Origin of the sequence: Lactobacillus sp. W8093, from assembly GCF_016100925.1 — a bacterium.
Classification (GTDB): Bacteria; Bacillota; Bacilli; order Lactobacillales; family Lactobacillaceae; genus Lactobacillus; species Lactobacillus helsingborgensis.
In genome coordinates this window covers 164762-178548 of the sequence record NZ_JACFRL010000002.1, presented here as the reverse complement: position 1 = coordinate 178548, position 13787 = coordinate 164762, and the positions used below count along the sequence as shown (strand labels likewise).

Annotated in this window: 9 protein-coding genes, 1 tRNA gene and 1 pseudogene; 4 read left to right on the top strand and 7 right to left on the bottom strand. The window is 32.6% G+C overall.

Annotated features, from left to right (window positions below):
* Positions 1–148: 148 nt before the first annotated feature.
* Entirely contained in the window at positions 149–1054 is a 906-nt protein-coding gene (locus tag H3T47_RS02100) for a peptidylprolyl isomerase PrsA (RefSeq protein ID WP_199282383.1), read from the top strand.
* Between the two features lie 280 nt (positions 1055–1334).
* Here H3T47_RS02100 and H3T47_RS02095 read toward each other — a convergent pair whose 3' ends face one another.
* The 3 genes and pseudogenes from H3T47_RS02095 to H3T47_RS02080 all read right to left on the bottom strand — a co-directional run bounded on the left by H3T47_RS02095 (position 1335) and on the right by H3T47_RS02080 (position 3739).
* A complete protein-coding gene (locus H3T47_RS02095) occupies positions 1335–1598 on the bottom strand; it encodes a hypothetical protein (protein ID WP_199282382.1) in 264 nt (87 codons plus the stop codon).
* A gap of 314 nt (positions 1599–1912) precedes the next feature.
* Positions 1913–2608 (bottom strand): annotated as a pseudogene (locus H3T47_RS09390) (ABC transporter ATP-binding protein); the annotation flags it as partial.
* 78 nt (positions 2609–2686) lie between these two features.
* Entirely contained in the window at positions 2687–3739 is a 1053-nt protein-coding gene (locus tag H3T47_RS02080; RefSeq protein ID WP_233335812.1) for a Fic family protein, read from the bottom strand.
* Positions 3740–5185: 1446 nt separating this feature from the next.
* Between H3T47_RS02080 and H3T47_RS02075 the strand changes: the two genes are divergently transcribed.
* A complete protein-coding gene (locus tag H3T47_RS02075) occupies positions 5186–5740 on the top strand; it encodes a hypothetical protein (RefSeq protein WP_199282381.1) in 555 nt (184 codons plus the stop codon).
* 186 nt (positions 5741–5926) lie between these two features.
* On the opposite strand, the gene H3T47_RS02070 is transcribed toward H3T47_RS02075, so the two are convergent.
* The 4 genes from H3T47_RS02070 to H3T47_RS02055 all read right to left on the bottom strand — a co-directional run bounded on the left by H3T47_RS02070 (position 5927) and on the right by H3T47_RS02055 (position 11581).
* Positions 5927–7411 carry a restriction endonuclease subunit S gene (locus tag H3T47_RS02070; RefSeq protein ID WP_199282380.1) on the bottom strand — a complete coding sequence of 495 codons (1485 nt, stop codon included), beginning with the start codon at positions 7409–7411 and terminating at the stop codon, positions 5927–5929.
* 1 nt (position 7412) lies between these two features.
* Positions 7413–8888 carry a class I SAM-dependent DNA methyltransferase gene (locus tag H3T47_RS02065; RefSeq protein WP_199282379.1) on the bottom strand — a complete coding sequence of 492 codons (1476 nt, stop codon included), beginning with the start codon at positions 8886–8888 and terminating at the stop codon, positions 7413–7415.
* A gap of 11 nt (positions 8889–8899) precedes the next feature.
* Positions 8900–11203: an EcoAI/FtnUII family type I restriction enzme subunit R gene (gene hsdR, locus H3T47_RS02060; RefSeq protein ID WP_199282378.1), complete on the bottom strand. Its 2304-nt coding sequence runs from the start codon at positions 11201–11203 to the stop codon at positions 8900–8902.
* A 305-nt stretch (positions 11204–11508) separates the two neighbouring features.
* Positions 11509–11581: transfer RNA gene (locus tag H3T47_RS02055), tRNA-Thr, on the bottom strand.
* A gap of 154 nt (positions 11582–11735) precedes the next feature.
* On the opposite strand from H3T47_RS02055, the gene H3T47_RS02050 reads away from it, so the two are divergent.
* Both H3T47_RS02050 and H3T47_RS02045 read left to right on the top strand, forming a co-directional pair.
* The gene (locus H3T47_RS02050) at positions 11736–12437 is read left to right on the top strand and encodes an MgtC/SapB family protein (protein ID WP_199282377.1); all 702 of its coding nucleotides are present in this window, start codon (positions 11736–11738) and stop codon (positions 12435–12437) included.
* A 116-nt stretch (positions 12438–12553) separates the two neighbouring features.
* The gene (locus tag H3T47_RS02045; protein ID WP_199282376.1) at positions 12554–13753 is read left to right on the top strand and encodes a DUF2974 domain-containing protein; all 1200 of its coding nucleotides are present in this window, start codon (positions 12554–12556) and stop codon (positions 13751–13753) included.
* The last annotated feature ends 34 nt before the right edge of the window (positions 13754–13787 follow it).

Below are 13787 nucleotides of genomic sequence, written 5' to 3'. Positions count from 1 at the left end.
CTTTTCGTAATTTATGTGCTGCTTTGCCTGCTATTGTAGTGGGCTCTAGTTTATTACTTGTTATTTTTTGTGATTTTATTGAATTAAAAGTTGCAATCTGTTTTAATATTTTTAATAATTAGATAAAATCTTCATTGGAGGAGATAAAATGAATAAATTATTAAAAGGGATAATAGCTGCCGTAACTGGTATTTCCTTACTAATCTTAGCAGGCTGTTCAAAATCAAATAATGCAGAAGTTGCTCAATACGGAAAAGACAAGAAAATTACGCAACAAGAGTTTTATAAGGAACTCAAATCAGCTCCTTCAAGTAAAAATGTTTTAGCTAATTTGTTAATTTATGACGCTCTAAAAGCCCAGTATGGCGAAAAGTTGAATTCTAGAGAAGTTACTCAGGAATACAATAACTATAAAGAGCGCTATGGCTCACAATTTGATGAATTTTTAGCACAAAATTCATACACTAAGTCATCTTTTAAGAGGATGATTCAAATTAACCTACTTAGTGAAATTGCATTGCGGTCTCAAATCAAACCCACAAGTAAACAATTAAAGGCAGAGTGGAAAACATATCAGCCGAAGATTACTGTGCAGCATATTTTAGTAACTAGTCAATCAACAGCTAAAGAAATTATCAATCAATTAGAAAATGGTAAAAGTTTTTCAAGTTTAGTAAAAAAATATTCTGTAGATAGTTCTACCAGCACTAATGGCGGAAAATTAGCACCTTTTAATCAAGAAAATAAAAATTTGGATTCTACTTTCAAAAATGCTGCATATAAGCTTAAAAATCGTGAATATACCAACACCCCAGTAAAAGTTACTAATGGCTATGAGATAATAAAAATGATTAACCATCCAGCTAAAGGGAGTTTTGAAAACAATAAAGCAGAACTAACAAATAACCTTTATGCCAAATGGGCTGCAAATTCTACTGTTATGAGAAATGTAATCAGCCAAGTTTTGAAAGACCAAAGCGTCAAAATTACAGACAAAGATTTAAAATCTGCACTAGATCAATACAAAGGATCTACAAAATCAGGGTTAAATTAGAATCTAATTGCTTATAAAATCAACTTGAATACTTATTAAAGAATCAAAGTTTCTTTAAACAACTCATCAATCAGTTCTCTATCATATGAACTGATTTTTCTTTTTCTCAAATAACTGTCTTATCACTAGTCGTGTAGCGTTTGTGAGTGACAACAATGCTTTTGGTACGCTTGTTACTAAAGCTGGGTATATCGAAAGACACAGCATCCTTGAATAACAAAAAGGCAGATAGTTCACTTAACTATCTGCCTTTACCTTACTATATTGTGATCTTAGCAACTTAACTAGAAACTTTATTTTTTCTTTTCTTCAAAAAACGAGTTATTGCTGTATATATAGCAATGACCATAACTACAGACACATAAACTGTACCCAACATGATTTCTGTGAACCAAAAATCCTTTATTGCGCTTGCCTCATGAACTCCAAAAATCATTGTGCCAAAACTATAATATGCAGAAAAAAGTGTGATCAAAATCAGTCCGACCACTATAATCAGTAATAAACTTGTTAGCCAATCTAAAAACTTTTTGATGGAATTCATATTGTCACACCTTCTATTCCGCTAGTGTATATAGCCAATGCTTACTTAAAATAGTTTAATTGCAAAAGTTTATTACTGCTTTAAGATTTTTCTTACCAAAAGTATTTTTTTACTGAATTACTTTAATTTTATCAAAAAACACTTTTCAGACCAACCTGTATTTAGACATAAGCCCCTTTTTGTAAATTGTACATCTTACGATAATCAGCATTCGTTCTGATTAATTTTTTATGTGCATCAAAGCCCAGAACCCGACCATTTGGTAAAAAGAGAATCTTATCCGTGTATTTCACGGCTGACAAGCGTGAGGAAAAAGTGCTGATGCCCATCTGCTTTTTACGGACTTGATCCACATCTTTTCTAGTATTCTAAAAGTAACGAACTTAAATAATCCAGCTTTCTCGTATTTTTACTACGGGTGACCATTGTTTCAAAGGCTCTTGTTGAATACGGTAATAGTTCAAACTTTGAGGAACCATGACTAATAGCAGTAAAACTGCAATCCATCAATTATAGCGTGCCAAAAGAAACAGCATAAAAAGTAGAGTTAAAGCAGGCTGGATTACTGCCACTCCAAACACGATCAAATTTGCTGGTCACCATGAAGCATCATCTTTTAACATCTTTAAATCACCATAGTAGGAGCTGTCATCAAAAATACTAAGAGACGGTAGATCCTGGGATTTAGTCATTAAGCTGACATTGATAAAACCCGTTAATTTATTGGTTAAAATGTCTTGAACAGAAGTAGCTACAGGTGTCAATAGCTGCGTTAAAGCGGTAGTTATAAGCCAAATTATTATATTAGCAACAAAATTTTGGTGATTGGAAACATCATTAATGACATTTTGCCCCGCATTGACTACAAAAACGGATGGAATTGCTTGAATAGGAGCCAATAAAAAAACAAAAGCAGTTAATATGCGAGCTGCCTTGAAAAATAATTTATAAGTTGATAAAAGCAGACCGAAGTAGTGCTGAAAAAAGTTATTATAGAAAAAATGATTTATAGAAACATCAGAAAGTCTCTGATATTATCGGTGCAAAATAATTAAATTCTGCACCGATAACTTGTTTATTACACTGCTTTAGTCATTTGCAATATAGCGACTTGTTTTTCCTTTGCCTACTAAACCTATTTTTCCTTCTTTACGCAACCTAGCTAAAGCATGTTTAATAGTACTTTCACCATATTGCGGTACCAAATTCATTAGTTCTTGTCTAGATAACGGTTTTAAACTATTAGTAATTTTACTCAATAGCAATGATTCCGGATCCTTTTCCGTATTACTAGTGAAATCAATTCGTGAATCTAATTCACGGTAAGCTTGCAATACGATACTCAAAAAGTAGTCAACATATGGTCTATAATCGTTTTCATTATTAATCCATGCTTTTCCTGAACTTTCTAACAAAGTCCGGTAATATTGTGCTTTAGTCTTTTCAATTAATCGTTCTAAACTAATATACTTACCGACTCCGAAGCCTAATTGTTGTAATTCAAGTAACATTAACAAGCGTGACATTCTGCCATTACCATCTCTAAATGGGTGAATTGATACAAAATCCAACATAAATGCTGCCGCTAGTATTAATGGTGGGAGGGAATTATCACAAATTGCATTATTATAAGTTTCACATAAACTTTGGACTAATTCAGGTGTGATATATGCTGGTGGTGGAGTAAAGCAAGTTTCTTTATGACCATCTGCAAAGGTAGTAATAATTGCATTATCAATGTCCTTAAATTGACCACCCCAGTTGCTTTCAGTAAAATCGAACAATTGTTTATGCAATGCCAATATATTATTGGGCGTAATCTTGATATATTTATAATTATCATGAATTACTGCTAAAACATCACGATAGCCAGAGATCTCTTCTTCACTCCGATCTTTCGGAGTCGTTTTTTGCTCCATTAATTTCTTAAGCCGTGCATCACTTGTTGCAATTCCTTCAATTCGATTTGATGAGTCTGTACTCTCAATCTTTGCGACTACCAATAGCTTATCCATTGTGTCTTTTGACTTTAAGGAGATATGATCCGTTTTACCTTTGAGCTCATAGATCAGATTGAGTTTTTCAATCATCTTCGTGGTTACTTTCAAACCATTTAAAGTTTGATAATCAAAAACTTTCAAAATATTATGTCTCCTTTATAAGCTAGTTTCTTCCTACATATTTTATACCAAGTATCAGTGCATTGAAAAGATTGTCGGTGCAAAATTCAATTATTTTGCACCGTAAATTTGTTTATTGCTCCGAAAATATTTGTCATTGCACACAAAATTAGCCTTAACTTATCTGCGTGAAATGCTGATAGGTCAAAGCTAATCGAGTCAAATGATTCTTCTGAATAAGACTATTACTCTAGCTGACATTATCATATAATCATCTGTTTTTTTATCTTTTTAAAAAAATAAAAGGCAGACATAAAAAATAATATAAATACGAAATACGAAATTAACACTTCCCATGTTAATGAAAAAGTAGTGTTTAAGGAATGCTCATTCATATTTGTAATTATTTTCAGTCCTAATGCGGTAGTCTTGATACTTGAACTGTTAATACTAAACAGCTCTATAATATAATCAATCATAAATGCAACCAGATATATACTACTTCCCGCATTAAAGGCTTTATAATAATTCATGATTTTTCACATCCCTTTTTTTAAAACAAAGATTAAAATAATTAATAAAAAGACTGTTAGTGTACAGTAATCTGATTTTTGCTATAAGCAATGTCAAAAGAACTATCACACTTGCTATAAGCTAAAAAATATAGTTTCATCACACTACCATAAGCTTTAGGTACAAAAATCCTAAAATAAATAAAATGAAAGCCCATTGGCATTATTAACCCATATAACACGTTACTAGTTATAAAATTTGTACCAACTATTATTTATAAATTTATATGTATTTAATACTAGCATTAAGCAAATCTTAAATCAACAAAATAAAATTAACAATAATACTATTAATTCAGCTAGTGACAGCATGTTTTTATTAATATAACTATATCTATTGGCTACTGGATTGAAAAATATAAGTAAGTAACTATCTACTTGATTATGATATTGCTACTCCAAATAAGCCTAATTTTTAAAGTGAATTATTTTGTTAAATATCGTCTTTTCCTTAGGAATAAGATGATGCGCTACTTCAACAACTTTTCAAAGATATTCATGCAAAAGAGTATTATGAATTTTCCTTGAAAGTACCGGATCAAGCGAAGTTGTTACTTCATTTGCTAACACAACTGAGCGCCTATAGAATAAGGCTCTAGCAATCTCTATTCTGAACTCAAAGAATTTCTTGGTATACAGCGTTTTTACCACGCACCGTATATCTTTACCGTATATCTTTAATGAACAAAAAATAACCTTAATTTATCAACAGAGAACATTGATATTTCAAGGTTATTTTACTAATTTTACTCTTCCGAATGCGACTAGAAGTGTAGAGGCTTATTACCCATAATTCTGTTACAATAATATTTTATAGCCATAGTCAGTGAGACTTTGTGTTATAAATTGTGGTAACAACACTTGAGCTTCAATTCTAAATTAATGAGGTGTTTTTATGAATTTTTGGTCAATGACATCCGTAATCATTGCATTTATAGCATTACTACTTTCTCTTTACTCTGCAATTAATACTTGGATAGAAAGGCATCGTAAACCAGCTATCCAACTAAAATGGATGTATTCAGTTGCTAATCAACTAAACATTGACCTTGTAATTTCAAACATGGCTTCTATTCCCGTTGCCGTGACTAATATACAATTAAGCTATAAATCGAAAAAAATAAATTCAACCATGTACCCAGTTTTATTTACATCAATACAAGCTCCCAAAGAAACTCACAGCTTAGTTGCTTTTTCTGATTCTGTTCCATTTAATGTTTCACCTCATTCAGCAAAAGAATTCATAATTGCTTTCACTAATGACACAATTTCAGACAAATTTTTTTTAAATTTAAAATTCAGTCAAGAACTTCTTTATATAAGCTTTACAATTAACAGCAAAAACATTTTATTAACTCTTTCTTCAAACGATTTAAAAAAATTAATATTAAAAAGCAACGATTTTTCCTTTGCAGTTAAAAGTAGGCAAAACCAAGATGCCATACTTTAATATCTGTTTTTAATAAAAATATTAAAAATAAATTTGACAGATTTAAGAATAAAGTTAAACACTTCTGTTCATTAAAGAATAATCTTTTTACGCTAGATGAATTATTTTAGTGCAAATTAGATTGCATCAATTAATAAGTTAATGTAGGTGTTCAACTTAAAATTGCAATTTACGTAAATTATATTTTTAAAGTTGATTAATTAAATAATCTAATTTTTCAATTTTTGCAACGATACGTTTTTGTTCCTCTAAAGGAGGTAAAGGAATTACAATACTACTAAGTTTAGTACGATTTACTATAGGCAACGTTGTCTTTGATGCTTTTTTCCATAAACTTTGTTGCACGATTCTACTATTTATGCATGCAAGTATATATTTGTAATAAACGTGTTGTAACGGCGTTATAGTATTGATTTGTTGGTTACACGATACCGGACGATCTGTTACGTATGATTTACCTATCGATCCAATACAAACCGTTAAAATAGAATGTTTTTCTATCAATCTTCCATTTTTTAAGCCTTTTTCAGATAAGGCTTGGTTTTTGTAATTTATTCTATCTTCATATATATCGCCTGGTTTAATAAAAGGTATATAGTTTCCTAAGTAATTATTTTTGCCAATTGATGGTGTTGTTCCAGTTTGTAAATAGCCAATTTCTTTAATTCTTACCCACTTCCAACCATCAGGAATATCAAAAGGCTTCTCTTCATCAGTTATTTCAGGTAATTTCTTAGTCTTTTTGATCTTGCCTTCTTGAATTAATTTTTCTTTTTCAGTCTTTATTTTTTCTAGCAATACACTAGCTGGCTCATCATCTGGGTTCTGCTTAACTAGCTTACCTTCCATTGAATACTGTAAAATAGATTGCTTTAGCCTATCGTCAAATTCATCATCGATTTTCTTCAAGCGATTATATGCTTCAGCATACTTATCAACTAATGGCATTAGCTTTTCAATCTTTGCTACTATGCGTTTTTGCTCTTCAAGTGGGGGTAATGGAATAAGTATGCCCATTGTTTTTGTTGATCCAATATTTCCTTGATTAGCTGTTCCTGTTTCATTTTCAAATACTTCATCTAAAATTAGAGGAGACTTCAAAATATAGTTTAGCCAATCTGGATCACATAAAATATATCTTAAACATCCTACTCTTTGATTCAAAAACATGCGATTACTATTTAAATCTTTTTGTTTAACAATTAATGTAAAAAAATAATCTCTCTTTTTTCTAGTACCTGTCATTGTAAAAAGAATATCATTATCTAATATTCTATATTGTGACGTACTTTCGGCATATTCATCATCAATGTAAACCGGCTTAGCCGACACTAGTAATCTATTATTTTTTACATTTCCTAATCTAATAACTTGGTTTTTAGAGATTTTTACATAATTTTTACTCTTATATGCAAACCCATTAATAAAAGTAGCCAACCCTTCTAATCTCACCCATTCCCAGCTATCAGGAATATCAAACGGCTTCTCGTCTTCTTCAATAGCATGTAACTTTTTGCTCTTCTTAATCTTACCTTCCTTGACCAATTTCTCTTTTTCGGCCTTAATCTTTTCAAGTAAGATACTTGCTGGTTCATCATTAGAATCTTGCTTAACCAGCTTACCTTCCATGGCATATTGCAAAATAGAAGCCTTTAATTGCTCTGGAGTCATCTTAATCATCCTCCTCAAGCAATTTCTTAATTACAGCTAATTGCTGATCAATCTGTTTATTCAACTCTGCACGCTCATCTTGATATTTATCCATCAATTCAAATGGAGGTAATACTTCTTCGCTCTCAATTGGAAAACCGCAAAGATCAAAGTTATAGTCATTATCAGCTAATTCTTCAGGAGTATACGCACGTGACTTGTAATTATCATTTTCATCTTTAAGCTCATGACGATTATTCCACCATTCATGCACTGGATCAAAGTGTTCTAGCTTCATTGGACGAGTCTTTGAAAAATGTTTGTAACCTTCTGGCATATCTAAACGATAGAACCAAGTTTGTTTGGTAGACCCAGTTTTATCAAAAAACAAAATATTAGTAGCAATTGAAGTATATGGACTAAAAATACTACCAGGTAAACGGATAATTGTATGAAGATTGAAGTCTTTAAGCATACGCTTTTTAATATTTACCTTTGCCCCATCATTACCAAATAAAAATCCATCAGGTAAAATGACACCTACACGACCATTTTCCTTTAATCGGTACATAATTAAAGCTAAAAATAGATCTGCCGTTTCGCTACTTTGAAGATCAGTTGGAAAATTTTGTTTAATAATTGGTAATTCAGACCCGCCAAATGGTGGATTCATCATGATCACATTAAACTTATCTTTTTCAGTATATTCAGTTACTTTCTTTTCTAAGGAATTACCATGAATAATGTCAGGATTATCAACATCATGTAGCAATAAATTAGTAACCGCTAAGATATAAGGTTGCCCCTTTTTCTCAATACCAAAGACTGCATTATCATACTTTTGTTGGTCTTCGACAGTATTAACTTGTCTTTTCAAGATATTCAATGAGCTAATGAGGAACCCACCAGTACCACAGGCTAAGTCAGCTATTCTTTCACCTAATTTTGGTTTTAAAGTTTCCGCAATGAAATCAGTCAAAGCACGTGGCGTATAAAATTCACCGGAACTACCAGCACTTTGTAATTCTTTTAAGATGCTTTCATAAATGACGCCAAATAAGTGACGATCCTTAGGATCAGTGAAGTCAACTTCATTAACAACATTAACTACCTGACGCAGCAACACCCCATTTTTCATATAATTGTTAGCATCAACAAAAGCATCTTTAACAATCGCTTTACTAATTGGTGTATCAGGCGTTACCGTGGTTTCTTTTAAAGTTGGCAAAAGCTGATTGTTAATAAAATTAAGCAATTCATCACCAGTTAAGGCTTTACCATCTTTATTATCCTTAGCCCATTCACGCCAGTGCATCCCTTCAGGAATAATCGATTCATAATCATCTTGATTAATCTCCCAAATAAGTTCACGGTCATCATAAACCTTTAAAAATAAAATCCAGGATAGTTGTTCAATTCTCTGTGCATCACCATTAATCCCTGGATCATTTCGCATAATATCTCTAATTTTCTTAACAAACTGAGTTGTACCAACCATTAAATATCTCCCTAACTATAAATTTTTTCTTTTATTTGCTTTATGATGTTTTCATAGTTTTTCTTACCACCAAAAGTCAGCATAATTTTTACTGCGCCACCATACTGATCAAATTCAGGTAAGCTCAACACTTGATTACTTTCCAGATCAGCAATTCCATTATTCTTGTACTTATCTATTAATTTATTTAATATTTCACGAGCAGCACCTTGATACTTATCTAACAAACCTGATTTTTTAACATTGTTAATTCGTTCAGCTTTCGTCAATGGCTTCTGGTTATAAGCTAAATGAACAATTAAGTCAAATGGATCTAGATCTTTAATATTTTCTTGTTTCATAATTTCTTGGTAAAGAATTCCATGCTCTTCTAAACTATCAAGTAACTCTTGTTTTTTAGTAGCAGAATTCCAATCTTGTAAAAATTTATCAAGTGTTGCATATTTACCTAGAATATTTTTCTTTGTATAGTCCGTTAATGACGTAGTGATCAAATCACCATGATCATCTAAATACTGTGTTTGATCACCTAATACTTTAACTGAATGACTTACTTCATATTTTGTATGTAAGCCTTCATTAACTTCACTACCACTATTTTTACGATCATGACCAGAACTATTATTACCATCGGCAATCTCAATTGGTTCACCATCAAAGGCTGGATCAGCAAATAATCTTGAAACGCCACGAAAATCAATAATAGTAAAATATTCTTTTCCATGTTCAGGATCAAGTCGAGTTCCTCTACCAATAATTTGTTTAAATTCTGTCATTGAGTTAATGTTTGAATCTAACACAATTATCTTGCAAGTTTTCACATTAACACCAGTGGTCAATAACTTAGATGTAGTCACAATCGTCGGAAATTTACTAGTTACATCTTCAAAGTTGCTTAATTGAGCCTTACCTTCCTTGTCATCGCCAGTAATTTGCATGACATATCTTGAATCTTGTGCCACTAGATCAGAATTTTCATTCACAAAGGCTTGGCGCATTCTTTCTGCATGCTCGACATCCTCACAAAAGATAATTGACTTATCCCAACGACTATTATTATCTTTCATATAATCACTAACATATTTAGCTACTCGTTCAGTTCGTTGTTCAATTATTAATGATCTATCAAAATCACTTGAAGTATAGAGCTTTTTATCAAAAATTCGGCCGTGTTTATCTGTTTCACCTTTAAGTGGATGAAAGCCATTAACATCAACATCTAAGTTAACTCTAACTACCTTATAAGGGGCAAGGAAACCATCTTCAATCCCTTGTTTAAGTGAGTAAGTGTAAATAGGTTCTCCAAAGTAATCAATATTTGAAGCCCCTTTTTCTCTTTTAGGTGTAGCTGTCATACCAAAATGGGTTACATTAGGACCATCAAAATACTCTAAAATCTTATGCCATTGACTATCTGCTCTAGCTGAACCACGATGAGCTTCATCAATAACTACCAAATCAAAGAAATTTGGTTTAAATTGTCTAAATGGTTCATGTCCAGCATCTTCCTCTTTACCTACTAATTGCTGATAAAGTGCAAATTGAATAGGATAAGAACTATCCAATTTTCCGCCTTGAACTTTAGTTATTTTTCCACTTAATGGACCAAAATCATCACTCATAGCTTGATCAACTAAAATATTACGATCAGCCAAATACAATACTCTATGTTTAATCCCGGCTTTAAGCAATCGATAAACTATCTGAAATGCTGTATAGGTTTTACCCGTTCCTGTTGCCATAACTAACATAACTCTTCGTTGCCCGTTAGCTATCTTTTCAACAGTCCTATTTATAGCGATCCTTTGATAATATCTTGGAGCATAAGTATCTCTTGAAGAATAAAATGGAACTTCTATTGCCTTGATTTGCTCAGGACTTAAAGATAATTCCCTTTGATATCTCTGCCAAAGTTCTTCTTTAGTAGGAAATTCATCTAATTCAAGAGTTCTTTCTGTACCTGTGATCATGTCATGTTCAGCAAAAGCATCTCCATTTGAAGCATAAGCAAAAGGAACTTTTAAATCTTTTGCATAATCTATACCTTGTTGTAATCCTGCACTAGGAGATGGATGATTTTTCCTATCTTTAGCTTCAACAACTGCTAATGGATAGTTAGGCTTGTAATGTAATAAGTAGTCTACTCGCTTTTGTTTTCCTCTTTTAACTACATTATTAACAACATTAATACGACCATCAGTGTATGAATATTCCATTAATGAATCGGATTTATTCCATTTAGCAGTCTCAAATATTGCTGGAGAGATGTATCTATTTTTGATATCTTCTTCAGATAGAGTCATCTTTGAATCCATAATAGCTCCCTATTAATTAAGTAAAATTATCGTTTATTTAAAAGATTAGTTATCTTAATTATAACAAAACACACAAACTAAATTCACTCAAATACAAAAAAAGCGGGTATGAAACCCGCTATTTAGTCATTTTGCCACTCTTTAAAATTACAAATTTTCCTAACAATAATACTTGTGTGTTTCTGTTTATTCATTTCAATATTTTCAAAAATGTTTCATTTTAGTTTAAGACAAGCAAAAAGTCTTTCAATCAATACTTCTAAGTACCGATTAAAAGGCTTTAAATAATTTATCGCATAACATAATGCTGACTAGAGGATTCGAACCTCCGACCTCATCATTACTAATGACGTGCTCTGCCAACTGAGCTAAGTCAGCATTGTCATATCTCGACAACGATATTAATTAAAACATATTCTATTAGTTTACGCAAGCATTTTTTGACTTTTTCCCAGTTTTTGTGATAACTGATATTTGGCGTACTTTTTTAAGAGTATAATATAAGAATAGATTTAGAAATGGAGTGGATGTAATGGCAAATTTAGCATCGATTAACGCAGAACTCCCATGGCTATTAAGAATTGTAGTAGCTTCTTTGTGCGGAGCGTTGATCGGTTATGAACGTGCGATTCAAAGAAAAAGTGCCGGAGTGCGGACACATATTGTAGTTGCCTTTTCTTCCGCGCTATTTATGATAGTTTCAAAGTATGGTTTTGGCGATTTATTAAAAATGTCAGACGTTGCTTTGGACCCTTCTAGAATTGCTGCGCAAATAGTTTCAGGTATTTCATTTATTGGTGCCGGAACAATTTTAATTAAAAAGCAACAGATTTCCGGTTTAACAACTGCTGCTGGTATCTGGGCAACAGCTGCTATCGGGATGGCAATTGGTTCTGGTTTATACTTTATTGGTATTTTAGCAACTGCCTTGCTCTTTGTTATCCAGATGATGTTTCACGATGATACCATAATTGATAAAATCATCATGCATATCAGGTTTAATATCCAGATAGAAGCCATCAATAAACCGAATATTTTGCACACTATTGAGCAGGAGCTTGAAGCAAATCATGTTGAAAATGTTTCTGTCAAGATACTGTTTGTTAGTGACGAGCGAATTATCTTTTTTGTAGATGGTATTATTAACAATAATATTGATGAAAATGATATTATTATGGCTCTACGCAAATATCCTGATATTAAGCGTATCAGTTATGCCAGTATAGACAAATAGTACAAATAATCTTTAAGCAATAGTTAATTCTATTGTTTTTTTTGCATTAATTAGCTACTAATTACTTTTACTTATTACAATGTTAATATAAGTTTTTATTCGAAAGGAGAAATGTTATGGCTGGTTCCCTTGACTATTTACGTTGGCGTGGTGATTTAACTTTTTCTGAAAAACCATTTAACAGTGTTGATGCCTCACTGCTATCATCTATTGCTTATTTACCAGCTGACAGTTCTGCCAACGGGCATACACTAAAAGAAGTGGCAGAAAAACTCCGCAATTTGCCCTCTTTCCAGCATCAAATGCATACAGAAACGGCGACCGAAATTTTTTTATTACCTGAAAGCCCCCGAATTGGAAATATTAAAATTTTAGATTGGACAGACAAACTGGCAAAAGACCCACATCCCTTGCAATTCACTGCTGCCACCTTTTCGCTTGATTCAGATACCATTGCCATTGCCTTTCGCGGAACAGATGGTACCATGATTGGCTTAAACGAAGACATGGGCATGAATTACCTGCCGGAAATTTACGGTCAAGATGTCGCAGCCAAGTATCTCACCGCTATTGCAGAAAAATTTACTAACCAAAAGATTTTTTTACTTGGTCATTCAAAGGGCGGCAATTTTGCTCAATATGCTCTAAGCGCTGTTGAGCCTGAAATTCAGAACCGCGTAATAAAAGCGATTAGTTTTGACGGACCGGGCTTTTTCCATAAAGTATATACGAGTTCTGGGTTTACCGCTTCAATGTCTAAAATGAAAACCTATATCCCTCATGGTTCAATTTTTGGTGCTATGCTTGATCATCCCGAACAAACTTTAGTGGTCAAAAGTACAGTACCAATGCGCAACCAACATGATCCGCGCCGCTGGTCTGTAGGTAGAGACAGTTTTACCTTAGCTGACGGACTCTCATCAGGCAGTCGCGTAATTAGACACGCGCTCATTAATTTTAATAATTCTATACCTGACCAAGAAAGAGGCACTGCCTTTTCAGATCTATTTGAGGCCTTTGAAAATTATGACATTGATGAATTAAACCAATTAACCAGTAATAAAATAGTGGGAACATATCGGTTTGGACGCGTCTTTCTCTCTCTTGAACCCCAAGAGCGAAAATTGCTGACCCAAGTCTTGAGCAATATCTGGAATTCATATAAAAGGAATATGACTTTGCCCTTGATGGCCAGCAATTATGAACTTTATCCTAAAAGCAACGATTCAAATAAAGCACCAGTGTTTTACGAATTTTACGACCCAGATCGTCCGAACCTTAAACTACCAGAAAGTGTTCTACGTAAATTAAAGTAAATTGTTTCATGTGTAACCCAAAAAGAGGCTGGAA